The sequence below is a fragment of the Pseudomonas sp. LBUM1659 genome (assembly GCF_059716045.1).
The window spans coordinates 5,086,588-5,109,907 of record NZ_CP166797.1 but is presented as its reverse complement, the minus strand read 5'-3'; the positions used below and the strand labels follow the sequence as shown (position 1 = coordinate 5,109,907).

The 23,320-nt window shown below is 58.9% G+C and carries 21 protein-coding genes; 10 read left to right on the top strand and 11 right to left on the bottom strand.

The genetic code is table 11. The features are described from left to right. Nucleotides 1-13 precede the first annotated feature (13 nt). From ACA048_RS23120 to metG, 6 genes are all read right to left on the bottom strand, one after another. Complete coding sequence (locus tag ACA048_RS23120) at nucleotides 14-523, bottom strand: Rnf-Nqr domain containing protein (RefSeq protein ID WP_497626443.1); 510 nt, start codon at nucleotides 521-523, stop codon at nucleotides 14-16. Further along, nucleotides 516-1,127, bottom strand: a complete 612-nt coding sequence (locus ACA048_RS23115; RefSeq protein WP_497626442.1) for an RnfABCDGE type electron transport complex subunit G — start codon at nucleotides 1,125-1,127, stop codon at nucleotides 516-518. The genes ACA048_RS23120 and ACA048_RS23115 overlap by 8 nt, the downstream gene beginning before the upstream one ends. After that, a complete protein-coding gene (locus ACA048_RS23110) occupies nucleotides 1,124-2,110 on the bottom strand; it encodes an RnfABCDGE type electron transport complex subunit D (protein WP_497626441.1) in 987 nt (328 codons plus the stop codon). Before ACA048_RS23110 ends, ACA048_RS23115 begins: the two co-directional genes overlap by 4 nt. Continuing rightward, entirely contained in the window at nucleotides 2,097-3,311 is a 1,215-nt protein-coding gene (rsxB, locus tag ACA048_RS23105) for an electron transport complex subunit RsxB (RefSeq protein ID WP_497626440.1), read from the bottom strand. The genes ACA048_RS23110 and rsxB overlap by 14 nt, the downstream gene beginning before the upstream one ends. Continuing rightward, nucleotides 3,308-3,877, bottom strand: a complete 570-nt coding sequence (locus tag ACA048_RS23100) for an electron transport complex protein RnfA (RefSeq protein ID WP_497626439.1) — start codon at nucleotides 3,875-3,877, stop codon at nucleotides 3,308-3,310. The genes rsxB and ACA048_RS23100 overlap by 4 nt, the downstream gene beginning before the upstream one ends. Nucleotides 3,878-4,020: 143 nt before the next feature. Then, on the bottom strand, nucleotides 4,021-6,072 hold the full coding sequence (metG, locus tag ACA048_RS23095) for a methionine--tRNA ligase (RefSeq protein WP_497626438.1): 2,052 nt from the start codon (nucleotides 6,070-6,072) through the stop codon (nucleotides 4,021-4,023). Between the two features lie 199 nt (nucleotides 6,073-6,271). Here metG and apbC point away from each other — a divergent pair, with 199 nt between their 5' ends. Then, nucleotides 6,272-7,366 (top strand): iron-sulfur cluster carrier protein ApbC, encoded by a 1,095-nt coding sequence (gene apbC / locus ACA048_RS23090; RefSeq protein ID WP_497626437.1) that lies wholly within the window; start codon nucleotides 6,272-6,274, stop codon nucleotides 7,364-7,366. Between the two features lie 123 nt (nucleotides 7,367-7,489). On the opposite strand, the gene ACA048_RS23085 is transcribed toward apbC, so the two are convergent. Continuing rightward, nucleotides 7,490-8,248 (bottom strand): SDR family oxidoreductase, encoded by a 759-nt coding sequence (locus ACA048_RS23085; RefSeq protein ID WP_497626436.1) that lies wholly within the window; start codon nucleotides 8,246-8,248, stop codon nucleotides 7,490-7,492. A 166-nt stretch (nucleotides 8,249-8,414) separates the two neighbouring features. Between ACA048_RS23085 and ACA048_RS23080 the strand changes: the two genes are divergently transcribed. The 4 genes from ACA048_RS23080 to groL all read left to right on the top strand — a co-directional run bounded on the left by ACA048_RS23080 (nucleotide 8,415) and on the right by groL (nucleotide 11,923). Continuing rightward, on the top strand, nucleotides 8,415-9,146 hold the full coding sequence (locus ACA048_RS23080; protein WP_497626435.1) for a HugZ family pyridoxamine 5'-phosphate oxidase: 732 nt from the start codon (nucleotides 8,415-8,417) through the stop codon (nucleotides 9,144-9,146). Between the two features lie 66 nt (nucleotides 9,147-9,212). Continuing rightward, nucleotides 9,213-9,689: an FxsA family protein gene (locus ACA048_RS23075; protein WP_497626434.1), complete on the top strand. Its 477-nt coding sequence runs from the start codon at nucleotides 9,213-9,215 to the stop codon at nucleotides 9,687-9,689. Between the two features lie 247 nt (nucleotides 9,690-9,936). Beyond that, nucleotides 9,937-10,230 carry a co-chaperone GroES gene (locus ACA048_RS23070; protein ID WP_007948593.1) on the top strand — a complete coding sequence of 98 codons (294 nt, stop codon included), beginning with the start codon at nucleotides 9,937-9,939 and terminating at the stop codon, nucleotides 10,228-10,230. 49 nt (nucleotides 10,231-10,279) lie between these two features. Continuing rightward, nucleotides 10,280-11,923, top strand: coding sequence for a chaperonin GroEL (gene groL, locus ACA048_RS23065; protein ID WP_497626433.1), 1,644 nt, complete (start codon nucleotides 10,280-10,282; stop codon nucleotides 11,921-11,923). A 247-nt stretch (nucleotides 11,924-12,170) separates the two neighbouring features. On the opposite strand, the gene ACA048_RS23060 is transcribed toward groL, so the two are convergent. Next, on the bottom strand, nucleotides 12,171-12,914 hold the full coding sequence (locus ACA048_RS23060) for a phosphatase PAP2 family protein (protein ID WP_497626432.1): 744 nt from the start codon (nucleotides 12,912-12,914) through the stop codon (nucleotides 12,171-12,173). Between the two features lie 54 nt (nucleotides 12,915-12,968). Then, the gene (locus ACA048_RS23055; protein WP_497626431.1) at nucleotides 12,969-14,918 is read right to left on the bottom strand and encodes an LTA synthase family protein; all 1,950 of its coding nucleotides are present in this window, start codon (nucleotides 14,916-14,918) and stop codon (nucleotides 12,969-12,971) included. 204 nt (nucleotides 14,919-15,122) lie between these two features. Here ACA048_RS23055 and colR point away from each other — a divergent pair, with 204 nt between their 5' ends. The 5 genes from colR to ACA048_RS23030 all read left to right on the top strand — a co-directional run bounded on the left by colR (nucleotide 15,123) and on the right by ACA048_RS23030 (nucleotide 18,858). Continuing rightward, nucleotides 15,123-15,806, top strand: a complete 684-nt coding sequence (gene colR, locus ACA048_RS23050; protein WP_007948597.1) for a two-component system response regulator ColR — start codon at nucleotides 15,123-15,125, stop codon at nucleotides 15,804-15,806. Then, nucleotides 15,796-17,079: a sensor histidine kinase gene (locus ACA048_RS23045; RefSeq protein WP_497626430.1), complete on the top strand. Its 1,284-nt coding sequence runs from the start codon at nucleotides 15,796-15,798 to the stop codon at nucleotides 17,077-17,079. The genes colR and ACA048_RS23045 overlap by 11 nt, the downstream gene beginning before the upstream one ends. A 162-nt stretch (nucleotides 17,080-17,241) precedes the next feature. Beyond that, complete coding sequence (locus ACA048_RS23040; RefSeq protein WP_497626429.1) at nucleotides 17,242-17,910, top strand: class I SAM-dependent methyltransferase; 669 nt, start codon at nucleotides 17,242-17,244, stop codon at nucleotides 17,908-17,910. 4 nt (nucleotides 17,911-17,914) lie between these two features. Next, nucleotides 17,915-18,628: a lipopolysaccharide kinase InaA family protein gene (locus ACA048_RS23035; protein WP_497626428.1), complete on the top strand. Its 714-nt coding sequence runs from the start codon at nucleotides 17,915-17,917 to the stop codon at nucleotides 18,626-18,628. 2 nt (nucleotides 18,629-18,630) lie between these two features. After that, nucleotides 18,631-18,858, top strand: a complete 228-nt coding sequence (locus ACA048_RS23030) for a hypothetical protein (protein WP_497626427.1) — start codon at nucleotides 18,631-18,633, stop codon at nucleotides 18,856-18,858. Between the two features lie 115 nt (nucleotides 18,859-18,973). Here the strand turns inward: ACA048_RS23030 and ACA048_RS23025 are convergent, their stop codons facing one another. Together ACA048_RS23025 and ACA048_RS23020 are read right to left on the bottom strand one after the other, a co-directional pair. Further along, the gene (locus tag ACA048_RS23025) at nucleotides 18,974-22,009 is read right to left on the bottom strand and encodes a multidrug efflux RND transporter permease subunit (RefSeq protein ID WP_497626426.1); all 3,036 of its coding nucleotides are present in this window, start codon (nucleotides 22,007-22,009) and stop codon (nucleotides 18,974-18,976) included. Nucleotides 22,010-22,022: 13 nt separating this feature from the next. Continuing rightward, entirely contained in the window at nucleotides 22,023-23,171 is a 1,149-nt protein-coding gene (locus ACA048_RS23020) for an efflux RND transporter periplasmic adaptor subunit (RefSeq protein ID WP_497626425.1), read from the bottom strand. Between the last annotated feature and the right edge of the window lie 149 nt (nucleotides 23,172-23,320).

Below are 23,320 nucleotides of genomic sequence, written 5' to 3'. Positions count from 1 at the left end.
TAAAAACAGTCAATCAAGGTGAGGGCGTCGAGCGGGTCCAGGCCTGACGTGCGGCGAACAACACTCCCAGCAAAATGAACCCGCCGGGGGCCAGCGTGGCGAGGTGCAGGCCACCGTTTCCAACCAGTTCGCGAAGCAGGCCCAGGCCGACCATCAGCGCGCCAAACAGAGCACACAGGCGCAAGCGATCAAGACGTGGGCTCTGAAAGAAACCGTTGTACTCCAGCACAACGCATTGCAGGGCGATCAATCCTGCGTAAAGCGCTACCGGTTGGTGCCATTGAAGTGACCAGACTTGTGTGGCCATTTGCGCGCAGCTGGTGAGTGTGGCGGCCAGCAGGAGGCAGGCAAGCAAGCGGGCGAGCGGAACCAGCCGGGATCGCAAGGCCCACATGCCAGCGCCGTAAGCACTGATCACTACGATGAACATCAGCCACAATCCCAGCGCCGCAGCCCAGGAAGTCGTGGCACCGATCAGGGGCGCAAGCATCAACGAGTTTTGCAGGGTCGATGACTTAGTCATGGGCGCTACTCCCGCTCAATGGTTGGCGGTGTTCATCGAAGTAGCGTAACGCGTCGTGAATGGCACTGATCACCGCCCTTGAAGTACTGGTTGCCCCCGCCACCTGATCGAATTGCCCCTGATCCTTTTTCAGGGCCCAGCCTGCGTCGCCGGGGTCGCTTCGAGACTTGCCGGCAAATGCCTGGAGCCAGGTATTGGGCCAGTCGGCGATCTTGCCACCCAGCCCCGGAGTTTCCGATTGCTTGAGGGTTTTGACTCCCAACAACTTGCCGTTGGGATCGATGGCAATCAGCAATTCGATTGAGGCTTCGTAGCCCATGGTCTGGCTGCGCAGCAAGACCGCGCTCGGTTGGCCGGCTTTGGTCGCCAGGTAGCCGCCCAGCAGCGTGCTGTTGGGCAACGTGATGTTGGCGAGGTTGAGCGGCTGTTCCAGTGGTTGATTGTCGTAGGTTTGCGGTGGTAGCAGGTCGAGCAGGTTGCGGCTGTCGATCAACCGTTGTTCAGCGGCAATGCGGGGGGCGCTGATACGTTGCACGAGGTAGGTCGCGCCGACTCCCAGCCCGGCCAACAGCACCAGAATCACAACGCTGGACGCTCGGCTCATGGGGTCACTTCCTGCCTGGACGCGACAAAGCGCTCCAGCGCTGGCACACAAAGGTTCATCAGCAGCACGGCAAATGCCACGCCGTCCGGATAGCCACTCCAAGTCCGTATCAGGTAAGTCAACAAGCCGGCGCCGATACCAAAGAGCAACCGGGCACCAGCGCTTTTGGCGCCGGAAACCGGTTCCGTGACAATGAAAAAAGCCCCCAGCATGGTGGCGCCGGTCAGCAGATGAAACAGGGGAGAGCCATGGGAGTCGGAGCCCGAACCGTTCCAGCACAGCAGGCTGATGACGAACAGGCTGGCGAGCATGCCGACCGGCGCATGCCAGCTGAACACGCGCCGTTGCAGGAGAAATGCGCCACCGGCGAGAAAGGCCAGGTTGACCCATTCCACGCCGCGTCCGCCGAAATGGCCGAATGCCGGGTTACCGGCGAAGAGTTCGTCCATGGTCAGGCTTTTGTTGATTCGCAGGCTGTCCAGCGCGGTGGCCTGGGCCCAGGCGTCGGGCGTCTGGCTGAGGTGGAATCCGAACACCTGTTGCAGGCCGCCGAACAAGTCCATGCCGTGGGAGGATGGCCAGTGCGTCATCTGCTGGGGAAAGGCCACCAGCACCAGGGCGAAACCGAGCATCGCCGGGTTGAACGGATTCTTGCCAACGCCGCCATACAGCTGTTTGCCGAGCAGCGCGAACGCCGCCGCACAGACCGTCAGCCACCACGGGCAGTAGGGCGGCAGCGCCAGTGCCAGTAACGTCGCACTGACCAGCGCACTGCCGTCACTCAATGTCGGTTTGAGCGGGCGCTGGCGCAGTCGCAACACGGCGCCTTCAACCGCCAGCGCGGTAACGGTCGCCAGCATCAGGTTGATCAATACGCCCCAGCCATACAGCCCGAATAACGTCAGCATTCCCGGCACGGTGGCCAGCAACACCAGCTTCATTGCCTGCTGAAGGCGTTCGTCCACCGACTCAAGGGGCGACATAGGCATCCACCTGGCGCTGGGCTTCCAGCAAGCGCGCGCGGGCCTTGTCGATCAACTCGCTTGGGGTGTCCGCACCTCGTTCGAGTTTGCTGACGTCGGCACGTGCGTAGGCCAATTCGGTTTTCAACTGTCGAAGCTGGCTATCGATAGGGCGTTTCTCGACGCGCGTCAGGTCCGGCAGCGGTTGTTCACTCGCTGCTTCGGCAACGTGCAAGGCCTGTTCCGCCTCGTTGAGTGCGCGTTGCAGGGCTTCGATTTGTTCGACCGGTGCTTCGCTGGTCTGGGCTTTCTTGAGTTCGGCGCGGCGCATGGCCAACTGGATCTTCGCCCGTTTCAACTCGGCGTCCTTCGCCGGGGCAACGGGGGGCGGGGCTGGCGGTGAACTGCTTTCCAGTTGCGCCAAGGCTTGTTCGGCGGCTTCGAACTGTTGCTGAAGCACGATCAGTTGCGACTGCTGCTCGGAGGTCGGTGGATGCCCGAAGGCCTTGAGTGACTTGTTCAGTTGCGCCCGACTCATCGCCAGATCGATCTTGGCCTTTTTCAACGCCGCATCGGCGCTCGCCGCTTTTTGTGCGCGCACGCGTTCAAGCGCTGCCTGTACCGGGTCGAACGTCGTCACTTCAGTGTGCGCAACGGTGCGTTGCGCGCGGGCTTGGCGTTCAGCGGTTCTCTGTTGTTCCTCGCGCTGCAAGCGGGCATTGCGCTGTTCGAATCGGCGCCGTGCATGGTTGCGTTTGGCGGCGCGAGCCCGTTGCTCTTCAAGGCTTACGGCCAGGCCCCCGACAATCGGCAATACGGTGGCCAGCGGCAACGGTCGCATCTCGATGCAATCTACCGGGCAGGGCGCTACGCAAAGGTCGCAACCGGTGCATTCATCAATGATCACCGTGTGCATCAACTTGGCCGCACCGACGATGGCGTCCACCGGGCAGGCCTGGATGCATTTGGTGCAACCGATGCATTCGGCCTCGCGAATGTAGGCGATTTGCGCCGGGGCCGAGCCGCGACTGATGTCCAGTTCCAGCACCGGTACTTTCAGCAGTTCGGCCAGGGCCGCGATGGTTTCGCTGCCGCCGGGCGGGCACTTGTTGATCGGCTCGCCGCTGGCGATGCCTTCGGCGTAGGGCTTGCATCCGGGGTGGCCACACTTGCCGCATTGAGTCTGCGGCAAGAGGGCGTCGATGCGTTGAATCAGACTCATGTTTTGATCAGTCCGCTAAATCCGAGAAATGCCAAGGCGATCAATCCGGCGCCGATCAGCTCGATCGGCAGGCCGCGAAAGGGCAGGGGAACATCGTTGTCGAGTGTGCGTTGGCGCAAATCGCTGAACAGGCTCAGCACCAGCCAAAACCCCAACCCGGCGCCGAGGCTCAGGAAGGTGGCATGAAAGAATCCTTTATCGTCCTGAGCGTTGAGCAGCGTCAGCCCGAGCACGCCAGCGTTGCCCAAAAGAAGTGGCCAGAGCCCGTCGAACGCCAGTTTTGGCAGTGCCCGCGACAGCACTTTCAACAACGGAGCAATCAACAAAACGCTTAAGGGCAAGAACACGAAAAGGCGCAACGACGTCAGTTCCAGAGGGACCAGCAGCCAGCGGTCAGCTGAGTAGCCCAACACGCCGACCACTAGCATCAAACAGAATGTCGCAATACCCAACGCGTGCACTTGCCGATGCTCGTTACCCAACAGCGGATCGGCGCCCAGCGGCCAGTGCAACACGACATTGTTGATCAGGGCAGCGCTGATAAGCGTAAGAAGCATTTCGGTCATGATCGTGCCGGCAAGAACAGGGGCTTTTTAACGGAGCGGTCTAAAAAGCTTAGGCATTATCCGGCAAGGACGGAGGGTGGGCCAGATATGAAAATCCCACAGTCGCGTCAGGCACGACTGTGGGATCGGTTTACCGCACAACCTTACTTGATGCGCTGACCCGGCTTGGCGCCGCTATCAGGGCTGAGCAGGTAGATTTCTTCACCGCCAGGGCCGGCCGCCATCACCATGCCTTCGGAGATGCCGAACTTCATTTTCCGTGGCTTGAGGTTGGCAATCATCATGGTCAGGCGACCATCGAGCTTGGACGGATCCGGGTAAGCGCTCTTGATCCCGGAGAACACGTTGCGTTGCTCGTCACCGATGTCCAGGGTCAGGCGCAGCAGTTTGTCGGCACCTTCCACGTGTTCGGCCTTGAGAATCAGAGCAACGCGCAGGTCGACCGCAGCAAAGGTGTCGAACTCGATCTCTGGCGACAGTGGATCCTTGGCCAGTTCGCCGTTGCCGGCCGGTGCGGCTTCGCCGGTGTCGGTTGCGCTGGCGGTCAGGTCTTCTTTGGAAGCGTCGCTCATGGCCTGCACTTTTACCGGGTCGATGCGGGTCATCAACGGCTTGAACTCGTTCAGCTGATGGTTGCTGAGCAAGGTCGCGTGGTCATCCCAGGTCAGCGGCGCGACGTTCAGGAACGCCTCGGCGTCGGCAGCCAGCAGCGGCAGGACCGGCTTGAGGAAAATCACCAACTGACGGAACAGGTTGACGCCCAGCGCGCAGATGGCCTGGACTTCGTCCTGCTTGCCTTCCTGTTTGTTCAGCGACCACGGTGCCTTGTCGGCGATCCAGGCGTTGGCACGGTCGGCCAGGCCCATGATTTCACGCATGGCTCGGGCGAAGTCGCGAGCCTCGTAAGCCTCGGCGATGCTTGGCGCAGCGGCCAGGAACGCGTCGGTCAGTTCCGGCGCGGCATTACCCGCCACCAGCACACCGGCGTTGCCTTTGTGAATGAAACCGGCGCATCGGCTGGCGATGTTGACGACTTTGCCGACCAGGTCCGAGTTGACCTTCTGCACGAAGTCTTCGAGGTTCAGGTCGAGGTCGTCGACGCCACGACTCAGCTTGGCTGCGTAGTAGTAGCGCAGGTATTCCGGCGACAGGTGATCCAGATACGTCCGGGCCTTGATGAAGGTGCCACGGGACTTGGACATTTTCTGACCGTTGACGGTCAGGTAGCCGTGCACGTTGATGCCGGTCGGTTTACGGAAACCGGCGCCTTCGAGCATGGCTGGCCAGAACAGGGCGTGGAAGTTGACGATGTCCTTGCCGATGAAATGGTAAAGCTCGGCCGTGGAGTCCTTGCCCCAGAACGCATCGAAGTCCAGCTCCGGCGTGCGGTTGCAGAGGTTCTTGAAGCTGGCCATGTAGCCGATTGGCGCATCCAGCCACACGTAGAAATATTTGCCTGGCTCGTCAGGAATCTCGAAACCGAAGTACGGCGCATCGCGGGAGATGTCCCACTGTTGCAGGCCGGCGTCCAGCCATTCGGCGATCTTGTTGGCCACGGCGTCTTGCAGGGTGCCGCTACGGGTCCAGGTTTGCAGCATCTCCTGGAAGTCTGGCAGCTTGAAGAAGAAGTGCTGGGAATCCTTGAGCACCGGCGTGGCGCCAGAGATTGCCGACTTCGGATCCTTCAGATCTGTTGGTGCGTAGGTCGCACCGCATTTTTCGCAGTTGTCGCCGTACTGGTCTTCGGTGCCGCATTTCGGGCAGGTGCCCTTGATGAAGCGGTCGGCCAGGAACATTTTCTTTTCCGGGTCGAAGTACTGCGTGATCGAACGCTGGGCGATGTGCCCGGCGTCGCGCAGCTTCAGGTAGATCTGGCTCGACAGCTCACGGTTTTCTTCGGCGTGAGTGGAGTGGAAGTTGTCGAAGTCCACCAGGAACTCGGCAAAGTCGGCGCTGTGTTCAGCCTGGACGTTGGCGATCAGTTGTTCCGGGGTGATGCCTTCCTTTTCCGCGCGCAACATGATCGCCGAACCGTGGGCGTCGTCGGCGCAGACATAAATGCATTGATTGCCGCGGTGCTTCTGGAAACGCACCCACATATCGGTCTGGATGTATTCCAGCATGTGGCCAAGATGGATCGAACCATTGGCATAGGGCAGGGCGCTGGTGACGAGGATCTTGCGTGGCTCGGACATGGGGCTCGGCTACTTGATGAAACGGAGGTCGGCCACTATAAAGCGCCGGCGCATATTTTTCACCTTGTGAGCCTGTTTCATTGGATGAGTGACGGGGATTCGCGCAACGGATCCCTACAGATCTGTTCGGCATCCCGCCAAACGATCAGAACAGGTACGATACCCACCTGATTTTCCAGTCTTGCTATCGGAGTTGCCCATGAGCGCCGTCAATCGCGCAGCGGTGGAAGCCGTCCTTCGCCAATACACCGACCCTTATCTGAACCAGGATCCGGTCAGCGCCGGATGCGTGCGCGATATCCAGATCCAGGGCGATCGCGTTAACGTCCAGTTGGAGTTGGGTTACGCCGCCGGCCTGTTCAAAAGCGGCTGGTCACAGATGCTGCAAATGGCTATTGAAGGCCTGGACGGCGTGACGACCGCGCGCGTTGAGATCACCAGCGTGATTGCCGCGCACAAGGCTCAGGCGCAGATTCCGGGGCTGGCGAACGTGAAAAACGTGGTGGCCGTGGCGTCCGGCAAGGGCGGCGTGGGTAAATCCACCACCGCCGCGAACCTGGCGCTGGCGCTGGCCCGTGAAGGTGCCAAGGTCGGCATTCTCGACGCGGACATCTACGGTCCGAGCCAGGGCATCATGTTCGGCATCCCGGAAGGTACCCGACCAAAGGTCAAGGATCAGAAGTGGTTCGTGCCGATCGAGTCCCATGGCGTTGAAGTGATGTCAATGGCATTCCTGACCGACGACAACACACCCATGGTCTGGCGTGGGCCGATGGTGTCCGGTGCGCTGCTGCAACTGGTGACCCAAACCGCCTGGGGCGACCTGGATTACCTGGTCATCGACATGCCGCCAGGCACCGGTGACATTCAGCTGACATTGGCACAGAAAGTCCCGGTGGCCGGTGCAGTGATCGTGACAACCCCGCAAGATCTGGCATTGCTGGACGCGCGCAAGGGCGTGGAGATGTTCCGCAAGGTCAACATCCCGGTGCTGGGCGTGGTGGAAAACATGGCCGTGCACATCTGCTCCAATTGCGGGCATGCCGAGCATCTGTTTGGTGAAGGCGGTGGTGTGAAGTTGGCCAACCAGTACGGCGTCGAACTGCTGGCCTCGTTGCCACTGTCGATGGTTATCCGCGAGCAGGCCGATGGCGGCAAGCCAACGGTGATCGCCGAGCCGGACAGCCAGATTGCGATGGTGTATCAGGAATTGGCCCGCCACGTCGGCGCGCGGATCGTGTTACAGGAAGCCGTGTCGCCGGCGATGCCGAACATCTCCATCAGCGACGATTGATGATCTGAAATACGATTAAATGTGGGAGCGGGCTTGCTCGCGAATGCGGTAGATCAGCCAACTAGTTGAATGACACACCGCATTCGCGAGCAAGCCCGCTCCCACATTGTTTTGCGGTGTTGCTTAGATCCGCAACCCGCCATCCATTTCCAGAATCCGGCCGGTGTAGTAGTCGTTCTCGAATATGTACGCCGCCGAATGGGCGATCTCTTCAGGCTTGCCCATGCGCTTGAGCGGAATACCGGCCGTCATCTTGTCCAGCGCTTCAGGCTTCATCCCCAGCGTCATCTCGGTTTCGATAAAGCCCGGTGCAATGCCCGCCACGCGGATGCCGTAGCGCGCCAGTTCCTTGGCCCAGGTCACGGTGGCCGCCGCCACGCCGGCCTTGGCAGCCGAGTAGTTGGTCTGACCGACGTTGCCCGCGCGGGAGATCGAGGAGATATTGATGATCGCGCCGCTGTTGTTCAGCTCGACCATTTTGGCCGCAACTTCACGGGTACACAGAAACACGCCGGTCAGGTTAACGTCGATGACCGCCTGCCATTGGGCCAGGCTCATCTTGGTCATTTCGCCGTCTTTGACCTTCAGCAGCAGACCGTCGCGCAGGATCCCGGCGTTGTTGATCAGGCCGTGGATCGCGCCGAAATCTTCGGCGATCTGGGCGACCATGTGGGTCACTTGCTCTTCATTGGCGACGTTGCACAGGTAGCTGCGTGCCTCGGCACCTTTGGCCTTGCAGGCCGCGACGGTGTCGTCGAGCTTCTCCTGGTTCAGGTCCACCAGCGCCAGTTTCGCGCCTTTGGCGGCGAAATACTCGGCCATGGAACGACCTAAACCCTGGCAACCGCCAGTGATAATGATTACTTTGTCAGTGAGTTGCATTCGCATGCCCCAATAGCAGGTCAGAGTGGTTTTCCTTGGAGAGGGCCTCTCGATCTGCGCCGGATGTGGCCTGGCTGCACATGAGAACTGCCCGAATGGCGCACTGAATACTTTTCCCCAGTCGCCTGTCCGTTTTTTCGACGGATTCTATTTAAGGAGTCATAAATTGAGCGTAGAAGCGGCCAAGAATGCCCGAAAATTGCTTCTCAAGGAATACCGGGGGGTGCTGTCGACCCATTCCAAGTCGATGCCGGGTTACCCGTTTGGCTCTGTGGTTCCTTACTGTCTGGACGAGGAGGGCCGGCCGCTGATCCTTATCAGCCGCATCGCCCAGCACACGCATAACCTGCAGAAAGATCCGAAATGCTCTCTGTTTGTGGGCGAGCGTGAGGCCGACGACGTACAAGCCGTTGGTCGCCTGACCTACCTCGCCGAAGCCGAAAAGCTCGAGGACGAGGCCGCCATTGAAGCGGCAGCCGAGCGTTACTACCGCTACTTCCCGGATTCGCAGAGTTACCACAAGGCCCACGATTTCGATTTCTGGGTACTCAAACCGGTGCGTCACCGCTATATCGGCGGCTTCGGCGCGATTCACTGGGTCGATCAACTGACGTTGGCCAACCCGTTTGCCGGCAAAGCCGAAGTGAGCATGGTCGAGCACATGAATGCCGATCACGCCAAAGCCATTGCGCACTACGTCGAACTGGCGGGTTTGCCGAAAACCGAACCGGCGCAACTGGCTGGCATCGACACCGAAGGCATGCATTTGCGTATTGGTCAGGCGCTATACTGGTTGCCGTTTCAAGCGCCTTGTAATACGCCGACACAAGTCCGGGAAGCCTTGGTTTTCCTGGCTCACGCCGAGCATTGGCCCAGAAATGAAGTCGCCGACGCTTGAATTCACGAATCGGCGACGTCATCTAGGGAACACTGGCAAGGCATTCTTGCGTTGAGGAACCATTTGATGCGCCCTTTTTTGTTGCTCTTTGTACTGTTCCCGGTGTTGGAACTGTTCGTATTCGTCAAAGTCAGTGGGGCAATCGGGTTTTTCCCGGCCCTGCTACTGATCATTCTCGGCTCGATGCTTGGCGTGTTCGTGCTGCGTATCGCCGGTCTGGCCACTGCACTGCGTGCCCGTGAAAGCCTGAGTCGCGGCGAACTGCCGGCCCAGACCATGCTGGAAGGCCTGATGCTGGCCTTGGCGGGCGGACTATTGATCCTGCCGGGTTTCGTCAGTGATGTGCTGGGCCTGATCATGCTGCTGCCGTTCTCTCGTCGACTGCTGGCCAATAAAATGCGCCAGCGCGCCGAAGAAGCCGCGATCCGTCAGCGTGCATTCGCCGATGACCTTCAGCCGCGTGGCGGTCCTGTTCCGCGCGAGCCGCTGGGCCGTGAGCCCAATGTGATCGAAGGTGAGTTCGAGCACCGCGACTCCAAGTAAATCGTTTCACCTGCACGGCACCTTCGGGTGCCGTGTTCGTTTTCGGGTCATCGATGTAAAAAATTTCGATCCCCGCCCTTGTAATGAGCTTATGTGCCCTTATGTAACGGTCACCGCAAGGTTTCTGGCAAACCTGCCAGACAGACTTCCGCGGTTCGTTTGACGAACCGCACCCGGCACCGCCGGATTTGTTAAACCCGCCGGGAGTACACCGGCCGATGAAAACCACAATTAGGAGAGATCGACAATGAAGCTTCGTCCTCTGCATGACCGCGTCGTCGTCCGTCGCAGCGAAGAAGAAAAGAAAACCGCTGGCGGCATCGTCCTGCCAGGTTCGGCTGCTGAAAAGCCAAACCAGGGTGAAGTCCTCGCTGTAGGCCCAGGCAAAGTGCTGGACAACGGTGAAGTGCGTGCACTGTCCGTGAAAGTGGGTGACAAGGTTGTGTTCGGCCCTTACTCCGGCAGCAACACTGTGAAAGTCGACGGCGAAGACCTGTTGGTCATTGGCGAGAGCGAAATCCTCGCCGTTGTCGAAGGCTGATTCCCCGCTCATTTTCCCGCTACTACAAAGTATTTAAGGAATATCGATCATGGCTGCTAAAGAAGTTAAATTCGGCGATTCCGCCCGCAAGAAAATGCTCGCCGGTGTCAACGTCCTGGCTGACGCAGTAAAAGCGACCCTGGGCCCTAAAGGCCGTAACGTGATCATCGAGAAGAGCTTCGGCGCTCCGACCATCACCAAGGACGGCGTGTCCGTTGCCAAAGAAATCGAGCTGAAAGATCGCTTCGAAAACATGGGCGCGCAGCTGGTCAAAGACGTTGCCTCCCGTGCCAACGATGACGCAGGCGACGGCACCACCACCGCTACCGTTCTGGCTCAATCGATCGTCAACGAAGGCCTGAAAGCCGTCGCTGCCGGCATGAACCCGATGGACCTGAAACGCGGCATCGACAAAGCGACCATCGCTATTGTCAAAGAGCTGAAAGCCCTGTCCAAGCCTTGCGCTGACACCAAGGCTATCGCTCAGGTCGGCACCATCTCGGCCAACTCCGACAACTCCATCGGCGACATCATTGCCGAAGCCATGGAAAAAGTCGGTAAAGAAGGCGTGATCACCGTTGAAGAAGGCTCGGGCCTGGAAAACGAACTGTCGGTTGTTGAAGGCATGCAGTTCGATCGTGGCTACCTGTCCCCGTACTTCGTCAACAAGCCAGAGACCATGACTGCCGAGCTCGACGGTCCGCTGATCCTGCTGGTCGACAAAAAGATCTCCAACATCCGCGAAATGCTGCCAGTCCTGGAAGCCGTTGCCAAAGCCGGCCGTCCATTGCTGATCGTGGCCGAAGACGTTGAAGGCGAAGCCCTGGCGACTCTGGTTGTGAACAACATGCGTGGCATCGTTAAAGTCGCAGCCGTCAAGGCTCCAGGCTTCGGCGACCGTCGCAAGGCCATGCTGCAGGACATCGCTGTCCTGACTGGCGGTACCGTTATCTCCGAAGAGATCGGTCTGAGCCTGGAAAGCACTGGCCTGGAACACCTGGGTAATGCCAAGCGCGTGATCCTGTCCAAAGAAAACACCACCGTGATCGACGGCGCTGGCGTTGAGACTGACATCCAGGCTCGCGTTCTGCAGATCCGTCAGCAAGTGGCCGACACTTCGTCCGACTACGACCGCGAAAAACTGCAAGAGCGTCTGGCCAAGCTGTCCGGCGGCGTTGCAGTGATCAAGGTTGGCGCTGGTTCCGAAGTTGAAATGAAAGAGAAGAAAGCCCGCGTTGAAGACGCCCTGCACGCTACCCGTGCAGCCGTCGAAGAAGGCGTGGTACCTGGCGGCGGCGTGGCACTGGTTCGCGCTCTGCAGGCTATCTCCGAACTGAAAGGCGACAACGCCGATCAAGACGTTGGTATCCAGTTGCTGCGTCGCGCTGTTGAAGCCCCACTGCGTCAGATCGTTGCCAACTCCGGTGACGAGCCAAGCGTAGTCGTCGACAAGGTCAAGCAGGGTTCGGGTAACTACGGTTACAACGCTGCTACCGGCGAATACGGCGACATGATCGAAATGGGTATCCTGGACCCGGCTAAAGTGACTCGTTCGGCTCTGCAGGCAGCGGCTTCCATCGCCAGCCTGATGATCACCACCGAAGCCATGATCGCCGAGATCAAGGACGACGCACCAGCTGGCGGCGGCATGCCAGACATGGGCGGTATGGGCGGTATGGGCGGCATGATGTAAGCCAGCCTTACCCCTGTATTGAAAAACCCCGCCTGCGAAAGCAGGCGGGGTTTTTTTATTGCCCGCATTCGGGCAAGTCAGGAGACCGAGTCGCTACCATCGCGGGCAAGCCCGGCTCCCTCAGTTGACCGAGCTAAACCTGTGGGAGCCGGGCTTGCCCGCGATTGCGGTCTTACATTCAACCAGGATGTCGGCTGAAAGTACGCCATCGCGAGTAGGCTCACTCCCACATTGTTTGATCGGTGTTTCAGGCGCTGACCGGTTTCGCCTTGGCTACTGATTCAGCGTGGGTCGCTGGTCGGTAAAGAACGTAGTAATACGACCCCAGACAAATCAGCCAGCAGAAAACCGCTGTCCATACGTTGTGCGAAAAGAAGTGCGCGCCCTGCATCATCCGGCCAATGGAGAACACCGAGCCCAGGGCGAAGGCGAAGACAAACGCCGCGCGAGCCATGCGCGGGCGGCGGTCACGCAACACAAAGAACAGCGCAAACAGCGTGAAACCAGTGGCAGCATGACCGCCAGGCCAGCAACGGCCAGGTTTATCCGTGTGCGGACGAGTGCTCAATAATTCGCTGTAGGTCTCGTGGCCGCCGAATTGCTCAAGGCTCCACGGACATTGCACCGCCGTCACCGCTTTCATGGGGGTGACAAAGGAGGTCGCCAGTCCCAGAGACAGCACCAGGCAGCCCAGCTCCCGTTTGAACGGCTTGAGCCTGGTCATGAAAAACGAGCCGATGAAACCGAGGACGGCAAAAACCGAGAACGCGATGACCACTTGCTTGGCGCTGTCATGCAGGATGTCTTCCAGGAAGTAACTGTGGCGTCCGATGAAGTCTCCTGCCACTGGATCGTAGAACAGCTTGGCCAGGTCCATGTCCAGGGATGTCAGTTCGAGCAGCACCAGAATGATCGCCGCGACGGCGGGGACACCCAGGCACACCCAGAAATTGAGTGGGCGAGAGGCAGGACGGACAACGGTTGATGACATGGTGGATCCTGAACAAAGGAACAAGCCCCGGGGCATCAGCCTGGGGCGATTCGGTTAACGGTTGCTGACTTGGCCGGCACCCTCCTTGGACGCCTTCCAGCCAAGCAGCTGTTGCTTGAAGCCATAACTGGCCGTTTGGTAATAAGTGATCGCACGGGTGATCAATGGATCGTTGGCACTGGCACTGGACTCGCGACTGTCTGTCAGCGCTTCATCATGACGACGCAACCCTTGGCGCGGGCTAAGGATCGCCAGATCCTTGCCATCAAACAACCCCAGGTGTTGGTAATTGCCAACCACCACTCGCGGTGGCAGCGGATTGTCCTGCAACAGGTTGCGACCAAAGAACGTCGATTCATAATCCAGATTCAGCAAGCCCAATAAAGTGGGGGCGAGGTCGATCTGGCTGGCCAGTTGTGCGGTCTCGCGGGCTTCGATCAACTTCGGTGCATAAATGAACAGCGGAATCTGATAGTTACTGATCGGCAAGTCTTCTTGACCGGCGCTGCCAGCGGTGTGGTCGGCGACAAACACGAAGATTGTATTGTCAAACCAGGGCTTTTTGCGCGCCTGATCAAGGAACTGACCAATGGCGTAGTCGGTGTACTTCACCGCACCGTCACGGCCATCACCGGATTTGATGTCGATCCGATTCTGCGGATAGGTGTAAGGGCGGTGGTTGGACGTGGTCATCAGTTGCAGCAGAAACGGCTGTTGCTTCGCATAGTCGGCGTCAGCCAGTTTCAGCGTCTGCGTATACAAATCTTCGTCGGCCATGCCCCAGGCATTCTTGAAGTGAATCTCGGCTTCATCGACGCTGCTCTGGTCGACTACGCGGTAACCATTGCCGCTGAAAAACGCGTTCATGTTGTCGAAGTAACCGCGCCCACCGTAAACGAATACGCTGTCGTAACCCACGGCGTTGAGTTGTTGGCCGAGACTGGCAAAACCGCTCTCACGCCCTACGCGCTTGACGATTGAGCGTCCCGGTGTCGGCGGGATGGCCAGGGTGATGGCTTCCAGGCCGCGGTCAGTACGGGTGCCGGTGGCGTAGAAGTTGTTGAAGTACAGGCTCTGGTTGCGCAGGGCATCGAGGTTGGGTGTCAAGTTGCGCTGGTTGCCGTTGCTGCCCATGTATTTGGCACTAAAGCTTTCGATGGTCACCAATATGATATTGGGTTTGCGCAGGGTACCGGGGTTATCGATTTCCCGACGGATGTCTTGCGGGTCCGTGCCGATGAAGCGCGCATTCGGTTCGCTTAACTCGGCCCGAATCTGCTGCGCGACAACGTCGCTCGGCAGGGTGCTGTAAAACTGCGGGTAGTCCAGTTCGTTGTTACGGAACGCTGCAAAAAACTGGTACGGACCGTTGCTTGCCAGCTCGTTTTGGTAGGCGTTGCCGCCTTGTGCGCGAGGCGAATCCTGGCTGAGCAATTGCAGGCTCAAACCAGCAACGATCAATAACCCCAAGGCATTCAGCAGGCGCCCGCGCAAGGGTGGCAACGGGGCGTTCATGGCTGCATTGAAGGGTTTGCGTAATACGAAGCTCAAGCCCACTGCCAGGACCGCGAGCAGGCTCAGCAGCTTGCCGATCGGATAGGACTCGAGCAGGTTGTTCAGCACTTCGTCGGAATACACCAGGTAGTCGACGGCGATGAAATTGAAGCGCACACCAAATTCATCCCAGAACAGCCACTCGGCCACCGCGGTGAAGAGCATGGCGAACAGGCTGACCGTCAGCAGGCCCTGAAGAAACCAGCGATGACCGCGCCGACGCCACAAGGCCGGTGGGCACAGCAGCAAGTAGAGGCCCATTGGCAGTGCCGCATAGGCAATAAAGCCCAGGTCGTAAATCAAGCCGATGCCGAACACTGACAGGAAGCCGCTGCCAGCCTCGTCCAGATGAGTGAGCAGCAGAACCGTTCGGGTCAGAAAGAAAATGGCCAGCCAGGCGCCGGTGACCAGCAGGAGAAAGCGCATGGGTGCCGTCTTGAAGAAGTCCATTGTGTATGTATTCCTTATTATCATTTACGTGGAAGCTTCGCCCGACCGCTGTAGTCAGGGTGTGAATCCATAGTGAAAAACGTGTTAACTCTATCATTTGGTTGAGCGAATTGATTCCTCCTGTCCGCAACCCTAGCCCTGAGCCACACTTGCCCTTAAGCTGCGCGGGCCAAGACGGCCGTGACTGTGTACGGAGGAGTGCCCATGCGAATTCTATTGGTTGAAGACAACCGCGATATCCTGGCCAACCTGGCTGATTATCTGGGCCTCAAAGGCTACACCGTGGATTGCGCACAAGACGGTCTGTCCGGCCTGCACCTGGCGGCCACCGAGCATTACGACTTGATCGTGCTCGACATCATGCTGCCTGGCATCGACGGTTACACCCTGTGCAAACGCCTGCGCGAAGACGCCCGCCGCGATACGCCGGTCATCATGCTCACCGCCCGCGATCAACTGGATGACCGGCTGCAAGGCTTCAAGTCCGGCGCTGATGATTACCTGATCAAACCTTTTGCCCTGTCTGAACTGGCAGCGCGGATCGAGGCGGTGATGCGCCGCACTCAAGGTGGCGGTCGTCGTACGTTGCAAGTCGGCGATCTGGCCTATGACCTCGATACCCTGGAAGTGACCCGCGAAGGCCGATTGCTGAAGCTCAACCCGGTGGGGCTGAAACTGCTGGCCGTGCTGATGCAGAAAAGCCCGCATGTGCTGCGCCGCGAAATTCTCGAAGAGGCACTGTGGGGCGACGACTGCCCGGACAGTGACAGCCTGCGCAGCCACGTCCATCAACTGCGTCAGGTCATCGACAAGCCGTTCGCCAAGCCATTGCTGCAAACCGTTCACGGTGTAGGTTATCGCTTGGCCGAGGGCCGTGATGGAGTTTAAGCAGAGCCTTGCTCAACGGATCATCATCGCCTTTGCACTGATGAGCGCATTGGTGGCTGGCGCCTTTGCCATGGGCATTGTGGCGACCGTGCACGTGGTGGAAGAAAAACTGATTTCGTCCGGTCTGGGCGGCGATTTACAACGTCTGTTGTTGATGGACAGCATGTCGGACTGGAACCATCGTCCCGAGCCGGACCAACTGTTCTACTTCAGTGGTGGGGCAGGCGATTTCGAACTGCCCAAGGATTTGCGCAACCTGGACTCGGGTTTTCACGAGGTTTTTCGCGATCAGCTGTCGTATCACGCCATGGTCGAAATCGTCGACGGCCGGCGTTACGTTTTGCTTCAGGACCAAAGCGATTTCGAAGAGCGTGAGCGGGTGTTGTTTGCCGTGGTGTTAACGGGCTTCGTGCTGAGCCTGGTGCTGGCGGTATTTCTCGGTTGGGTCCTGGCGCGCAAAGTCATGGCGCCGGTGGTCCGTCTGGCCCGCCAGGTGCGTCACCGCGATCAGTTGTTAGGGCTGGCACCGCCCCTGGCGCCCGATTATGCCGCTGACGAAGTGGGCGAGCTGGCTGTTGCCTTCGACGCCACCCTCGGGCGCTTGCGCCAGGCATTGAGCCGCGAGCGGATGTTTACCAGTGACGTCAGCCACGAACTGCGTACGCCATTGATGGTGCTGGCCAGTTCCTGTGAGCTGCTGTTGGAAAACCCCGGTATCGATCAGCGCGGCCGCGCCCAGGTCGAGCGCATTGCCCGGGCCTGCGAAGAAATGCGAGAGCTGGTACAAACCTTCCTGATGCTGGCTCGCGCACAGCGTGAAGACGCCAGCATGTCGCCGCAGCAGAACCTGAGCCAGGTCGCCGACGGGTTGCTCAATCTGTGGCGAGAACCCATCGAAACCAAGGGGCTGACGCTGATTTTCGAGCCGGGCCCCCCTCCAGTCTCGAGTTACAACGCAACCCTTTTGCATGCGGTAATGGGCAACTTGTTGCGCAACGCACTGCATTACACCGAACGCGGGTTCATTCGCCTGACCCTCACGGCCACGGGTTTTTGGGTCGAGGACAGTGGTGTGGGCATTCCAGAGGACAAGCGCGAAGCGATGTTCGAGCCTTTTGTGCGGGGTTCCGAAAAACGCGGCGAGGGCCTTGGTCTAGGGTTGTCACTGGTGCAACGGATCTGTGAGAACCAGGGCTGGACTGTCAGCCTGACGACAATGGAGCCCAATGGTTGTCGTTTTCAGGTCGAGTTACAGGCGTCGAATGTCAGTTGATTGAATGGTCACGGTGGGATGCCATGAGCTATTGTTAGCTTCCAGTAAAATCTTGAAATGGTTCAACGTTTTACCCGACGAAATTTTCACAAATGCATGACCTCACAGTGACACTAAACTACCTAAGGTTGGTGAAATCAGCATTTCAGGAGACCATTGATAATGGACGGCCCGATCAAACTTGATTTTTCCGAAAAATACGACGACCAACACGCGCAACACTACCTGCGCAAGCATCAGGATGGCCTCGGTCGCAAGTTGTCCCACTGGCGTGACGTACAGCTGGCGCGCAAGGCGCTGACGCTGGTCGGCGATCCTGGGCTTGTACTCGATTTGCCATGCGGTGCCGGGCGTTTCTGGCCAATGCTGGCGGAAAAAGCCAACCGTGCGATCATCGGTGCCGACAACTCTGAGTCGATGGTGAAGATTGCCATGCAGTCGCAACCCGCTGACGTGGTCAAGCGGGTACAACCCTTGCACACTTCGGCTTTCGACATCGCCTTGCCTGATAACTCCGTCGACAGCATTTTCTGCATGCGTTTGCTGCACCACATTGGTGAAGCCGAGCATCGACTGGCCATTTTCCGCGAATTCGAGCGTGTCTCCCGTGACAGCGTGATCCTTTCACTGTGGGTGGACGGTAACTTCAAGGCCTGGAAGCGCAAGCGTTCAGAAGCGCGGCGTGGGCAGGAAGGCTACCAAAACCGCTTTGTGTTACCGGCCGCAACGGTGGAAAAGGAGTTTGAGCAGGCGGGTTTCCGTATCCAGGAAAAACTGGACTTTATACCGCTCTACGCGATGTGGCGCGTTTACGTATTACGCAAGAGGTAACAGGATGGCAGGGCAATGTGCAGCAGAAAAGGAAGTCGCTCCCCAGGATCGCTTCGACTATTTCTGGAACCAGCGCGGTGAATGGGTAGAAGAACCCAACGTTCGCCGCGGCGGAGAGAGTGGTGTGCAGCGCGTCACGGCCAGCGATGGACAATTGCTCTACGCCAAGCGTCAGACCGGTCACATTTATCGTAGCTGGTTGCACCCGTTTGGTCGGCCGACCGTGTTGCGCGAGCAAGATGCCCTCGTCGGCCTGCGCAAGCTCGACGTACGTGTTCCTGACATCGTTTTCTGCGGCGCACAGCGCGACCCTGTGCACAAATGGCGCGCATTGCTGGTAACCAAGTCGCTGGATGGCTTTCAGGAGATCGAATACTGGTACGCCGGTGGTGGTCGTGAGCGTCATGGTGAGGCGGTGCATGATCGCGTGTTGAAGGAGCTGGCCGAGAACCTCGCCCGCATGCACAAGGGCCGTTGGCAGCACAGTTGCCTCTATATAAAGCACGTATTTCTGCGGATCATCGGTGAAGGTGAGTCGGCCAAACCCGAAATCGCCTTGATCGACCTGGAGAAGTGCCGAAAGCGTATGACAGCCTCTCAGGCGGCGGCTCATGACATGAAGCAACTGCGTCGCCACTCGTCGTTCAGCGCTGCGGATTGGGAAAAACTCGTCTATTTTTACAAGACGGCGTTTGGCAGCGCTATCAAAGGTTTATAGCGATGAAACTGGAAATTGCACGAGGTTTGTTTCTGATAGGAGCCTTGGCAGTTGCTTCATTGGCGGTGGCTGCTTGGGAGCAGCCTCGCACGCAGGTCCTCAGTTCAGTGAGCGGCGATGCTCACTGTCCAATACCGCGCGCAATCAAAGCCTCCACGGCTGCGCAACCCGACCACGATTTGTTGTTGCTTATGTTCGGGCTTGTACAGGGAATGAGACCGCAAAATTGACCAGATTGAAGCCAAAAAAAAGGCCTCGCAAGTGCGAGGCCTTTTTTTTAATTCCGATTTCCAAGCCTCTCCACCAATTAACTGTGGGAGTGAGACTGCTCGCACAGGGATTAGTTTATGCGGGTTCTTTGGTGTCGGGTTTGGCCAGCAAGGTGTAAATGCACGGCAACACGAACAGGGTAAACAGCGTCCCTATCGACATCCCCGTAGCAATCACCGTACCGATATCAAACCGGCTCACCGCACCCGCGCCCGTGGCGATGATCAAGGGCACCATGCCAAACACCATCGCTGCCGTGGTCATCAAGACAGGGCGAAGCCGAATGGCCGCCGCTTCCTCCACCGCTTCGCGAGCTGTCAGGCCTTTTTCCTTGCGGAGCAGGTTGGCGAACTCGACGATCAGAATCCCGTGTTTGCTGATCAGTCCGATCAGCGTCACCAGCCCGACCTGGGTGTAGATATTCATGCTCGACCAACCGAGGAACAGCGGGATCAACGCACCGCAAATCGACAGCGGTACGGTCACCAGAATCACCAGCGGGTCGCGAAAGCTTTCAAACTGCGCGGCCAGTACCAGGAAGATGATCGCCAGTGCCAAGGCAAAGGTCACCCACAGCGCGCTACCTTCCTGAACGTATTGCCGCGACGAGCCGGCATAGTCGACGGCGAAGCCCGCCGGGGCTTCTTCCTGGGCGATCTGCCGCACGACATCGATGGCTTCCCCCATGCTGACCAGCGGGACACCGGAAAGGATGGCCGAGTTGAGTTGCTGGAACTGGTTCAACTGCCGCGGTCGGGCACGGTCGGTCACGGTGATCAGGGTCGACAGGGCTAGCAATTCACCCTTGGTGTTCTTCACATAGTAATTATTGAGCCAGTCCGGGTTATCCCGGAACGGGCGCTCAACCTGCGCAATGACTTTGTAACTGCGTCCCTCGATAGTGAAACGGTTGATTTCCGCCTCGCCCAGCAACGTCGCCAGCGTTGCGCCCAGGTCTTGCATCGACACACCCATCTGTGCGGCTTTGGCGCGGTCGATATCGACCACCACTTCGGGTTTGTCAAAGGCCAGGTCGACGTCGACAAAGGCGAACTTGCCGGAATCCATTGCGCGCTTTTTCACCCGGTCCATCACTTGCAGCAGCAACTCGTAATCGTTGGCCGTATTGATGACGAACTGAAACGGCAGTCCCTGGCCGGTGCCGGGCAGGGAGGGCAGGTTGAAACCGAAAACCTGCAAGCCCGGGATGCTTTCCAGTTTTGCCTGGACGTCGGGGAGAATCTGCATTTGAGTGCGGTCGCGCTCGTTCCACGGCTTGAGCAAGAAGCCGCCGATCCCCGATTGCACACCGTTGAAACCGTTGATCTGGAACGAAGAGTAGTACTCGGGAAACGCCTTGAAGATCGTGACGAACTCGTCGGTGTAGGTGTTCAGGTAATCGAGGTTGGTCGGTTGCGGTGCGTTGGCTAACATGAAAATGATGCCCTGATCTTCATCCGGCGCCAGTTCCGACTTGGTGAACTTGAGCAGTACCGGAATCAGGCACAGCACAATCACGGCGAACACCAGCACCACCGGCCGGGTATTGAGGGTGCCGTGGAGCATGCTTTGATAGCGTCGCTTGAGGCTTTCGAAAATCAGGTCCAGGCGATGGGCCAGGCCGGAGGGGTTTTCATCGTGACGCAGCAGCAACGCACACATCATCGGTGACAAGGTCAGAGCAATGATCCCGGAGATCACCACCGCCCCGGCCAGCGTCAGGGCAAACTCCTTGAATAACGCCCCCGTCAGCCCCGTCAGGAAGCCGATCGGCGCGTAGACCGCCGCCAGGGTGATGGTCATGGACACCACCGGCATGGCGATTTCCCGGGCGCCTTCGATGGCCGCATCAACCGGCGTCTTGCCTTCTTCGATGTGCCGGTGAATGTTTTCCACCACCACGATGGCGTCGTCCACTACCAGACCGATGGCCAACACCATCGCCAGCAGCGTCAGCAGGTTGATCGAGTACCCCATCATCTGCATGAAGAACATCACGCCGATCATCGACAACGGAATCGTGACTACCGGGATCACCACCGAGCGAAAGGCGCCGAGGAACAGGAACACCACCACAATCACGATCAGCACCGCCTCGAACAGGGTTTTCACCACTTCGTCGATCGAGGCCTGGATGAACAGCGTGGCGTCGTAGGCGATTTCACCTTTGAGGTTGGGCGGCAACTGGGCATCCAGGTCCGGCATGATCTTGCGCACTTCCTTGATCACGTCCAGCGGGTTGGCGCCGGGCGTGGCCTTGATACCGATGTACACCGACGGCGTGCCGCCGAAGGAGCTGATGGTGTCGTAGTTCTCCGCGCCCATTTCAACCCGGGCGACATCACGCAACAGCACTCGACTGTCGCCATCGATTTTCAGTGGAATCGCGGCAAAGGCCTCGGCGGATTTGAGCTCGGTGTTGGCGTTGATGCTGGTCACCACGTACTCGCCTTTCACCTCGCCGGCGGCGGAAAGGAAGTTGTATTGGCGCACCGCGTTGGTCACGTCACTGGCGCTCAAGCCGAAGCCGGCGAGCTTCACCGGGTCCAGCCACAGGCGCATGGCAAACACCTGATTGCCGAGAATCTCGGCTTCGGCCATGCCGGGCAGGGTGGCCAGTTTCGGCTGGATGACCCGCGACAGGTAGTCGGTGATCTGCGGGTTGCTCAGCTCCTTGCTGAAGAAGCTGATGTACATGAGTGCGGAGGCGTCAGCCGCTTCCTTGCTCAGCACCGGATCTTCTGCGTCCTGAGGCAGCTGGTTCTTGACCTCGTTGGCCTTGGCCAGCAGCTCGGTGAACAAGCGGTCGCTGTTGGAGCCGATACGCGCGTAGATCGAGATCACCGAGAAGTTCTGGCGACTGACCGACGTCATGTAGTCGATACCCTCGGCACTGGCCAGGCTCTGCTGCATCGGTTGAGTGATATAGCCCTGGATGGTTTCGGCGTTGGCCCCGGGGTACGCAGTGGTCACCGTGATCAAGGCGTTTTCCATTTGCGGGTACTGGCGCAACGGCAGTTTGCTCCAGGCCTGGAAGCCCAGCAGCACTATCAACAGGCTGACCACGGTCGCGAGGACCGGGCGGCGGATGAACGGGTCGGTAAAAGCCATGGGGATTCCTTGATCAGTCCGCGCGCGGCTGACTGTTCTTCTCGGCTAGGGTCTTGTCGTCGCTGATCGCGATGGGCGCACCGTTGTCCAGTTTGATCTGGCCGGCTGTGACCACTTTTTCGCCGTCCTGCACACCTTTGGTAACGATTACCCACCCCTCGCGGCGTTCACCGGTTTCAACGAAACGCCTTTCGGCGACCAGGATTGGCTCGCCCTTGTCGTTCTTCTCGACACTGCCGTCTTCGGCTTTTTTCTGCGCGGCCACGTAAACCGAATTGCCGTAGAGGGTGTAGGTGATCGCGCTTTCCGGCACGACGATGCGCGGCTGCGGGTTGGGCAGCAGCACTTGCAGGCTGGCGAACATGCCGGGCAACAGTTTGCCGTCGGGGTTGGCCAAGGTGGCGCGGACCTGCATGTTGCGCGTGCTGCTCTCGAGTTTCGGGTTGATCGCGCTGATCGTGCCCTTGAAGGTTTGGGACGGATAGGCCGCGACAATGATTTCAACTGGCTGGCCAATCGCGATTTTCGGCACCGACTGTTCGGGCACGAAAAAGTCGACATAAAGGCTACTGAGGTCTTGCAGGGTGGCGATCATGGTGCCGCTGGCCACATAGTCGCCCACGTCGACCTGGCGAATGCCGATGGTCCCGCTGAACGGCGCCAGGATGCTTTTCTTGCCAAGCGCAGCCCTGAGCTGATTGACCGAAGCCTTGGATTTTTTCAGGACGGCCGAGAGTCGGTCGAACTCGCCTTTGGAAATGGCTTGGCTGCCCACCAGTTGGCTGCCACGGGTGTAATCCAGCTGGGCCAGTCCGAGGTCAGCCAGAGCGGTTTCCAGCAAGGCGCTTTCCACGGCGCTGTCGAGTTTGACGACAGGCTGTCCGGCCTTGACCGTCTGCCCTGACTGGAACTGCACATCCGTAACGGTGCCGTCGGCCTCCAGGCTCAGGTCCACCCCTTGCAACGCCTTGAGCGTGCCCACGGTCGGCAGGCGGGTTTGCCACGGACGTTCGGTAGCCGTGGCCACAGCGACACTGATCGGCGGTTTTGGCGCAGAGAAGCCTTGAATCATCGTGTAGATGGAGAAGGCTTTATAACCGGCCAGGACCAGCACGATCAGCAGAACAACACCCAACATGATCAGCATGCGGCGACGCAGCATATTTCCAGTTCCTTGGAGAAAATCAGGTGAGACAGAGAGGCACATTACCCCGAGTGCGCGGGTGATTCCAACTGACACATTTCACATGCCGCGCAAAACCCGTGGGAGCTGAGCTTGCTCGCGAAGACTGTGTCTCAGCCGACGGATAT

Coding starts and splice junctions, on each gene's coding strand:
- ACA048_RS23030 (WP_497626427.1), top strand. CDS start 18,631: ATGAAACTGGAAATTGCACGAGGTTTGTTTCTGATAGGAGCCTTGGCA.
- rsxB (WP_497626440.1), bottom strand. CDS start 3,311: ATGAGTCTGATTCAACGCATCGACGCCCTCTTGCCGCAGACTCAATGC.
- ACA048_RS23070 (WP_007948593.1), top strand. CDS start 9,937: ATGAAGCTTCGTCCTCTGCATGACCGCGTCGTCGTCCGTCGCAGCGAA.
- ACA048_RS23075 (WP_497626434.1), top strand. CDS start 9,213: ATGCGCCCTTTTTTGTTGCTCTTTGTACTGTTCCCGGTGTTGGAACTG.
- ACA048_RS23055 (WP_497626431.1), bottom strand. CDS start 14,918: ATGGACTTCTTCAAGACGGCACCCATGCGCTTTCTCCTGCTGGTCACC.
- ACA048_RS23035 (WP_497626428.1), top strand. CDS start 17,915: ATGGCAGGGCAATGTGCAGCAGAAAAGGAAGTCGCTCCCCAGGATCGC.
- groL (WP_497626433.1), top strand. CDS start 10,280: ATGGCTGCTAAAGAAGTTAAATTCGGCGATTCCGCCCGCAAGAAAATG.
- metG (WP_497626438.1), bottom strand. CDS start 6,072: ATGTCCGAGCCACGCAAGATCCTCGTCACCAGCGCCCTGCCCTATGCC.
- ACA048_RS23110 (WP_497626441.1), bottom strand. CDS start 2,110: ATGTCGCCCCTTGAGTCGGTGGACGAACGCCTTCAGCAGGCAATGAAG.
- ACA048_RS23120 (WP_497626443.1), bottom strand. CDS start 523: ATGACTAAGTCATCGACCCTGCAAAACTCGTTGATGCTTGCGCCCCTG.
- ACA048_RS23100 (WP_497626439.1), bottom strand. CDS start 3,877: ATGACCGAAATGCTTCTTACGCTTATCAGCGCTGCCCTGATCAACAAT.
- ACA048_RS23060 (WP_497626432.1), bottom strand. CDS start 12,914: ATGTCATCAACCGTTGTCCGTCCTGCCTCTCGCCCACTCAATTTCTGG.
- ACA048_RS23025 (WP_497626426.1), bottom strand. CDS start 22,009: ATGGCTTTTACCGACCCGTTCATCCGCCGCCCGGTCCTCGCGACCGTG.
- apbC (WP_497626437.1), top strand. CDS start 6,272: ATGAGCGCCGTCAATCGCGCAGCGGTGGAAGCCGTCCTTCGCCAATAC.
- ACA048_RS23115 (WP_497626442.1), bottom strand. CDS start 1,127: ATGAGCCGAGCGTCCAGCGTTGTGATTCTGGTGCTGTTGGCCGGGCTG.
- colR (WP_007948597.1), top strand. CDS start 15,123: ATGCGAATTCTATTGGTTGAAGACAACCGCGATATCCTGGCCAACCTG.
- ACA048_RS23040 (WP_497626429.1), top strand. CDS start 17,242: ATGGACGGCCCGATCAAACTTGATTTTTCCGAAAAATACGACGACCAA.
- ACA048_RS23020 (WP_497626425.1), bottom strand. CDS start 23,171: ATGCTGCGTCGCCGCATGCTGATCATGTTGGGTGTTGTTCTGCTGATC.
- ACA048_RS23045 (WP_497626430.1), top strand. CDS start 15,796: ATGGAGTTTAAGCAGAGCCTTGCTCAACGGATCATCATCGCCTTTGCA.
- ACA048_RS23085 (WP_497626436.1), bottom strand. CDS start 8,248: ATGCAACTCACTGACAAAGTAATCATTATCACTGGCGGTTGCCAGGGT.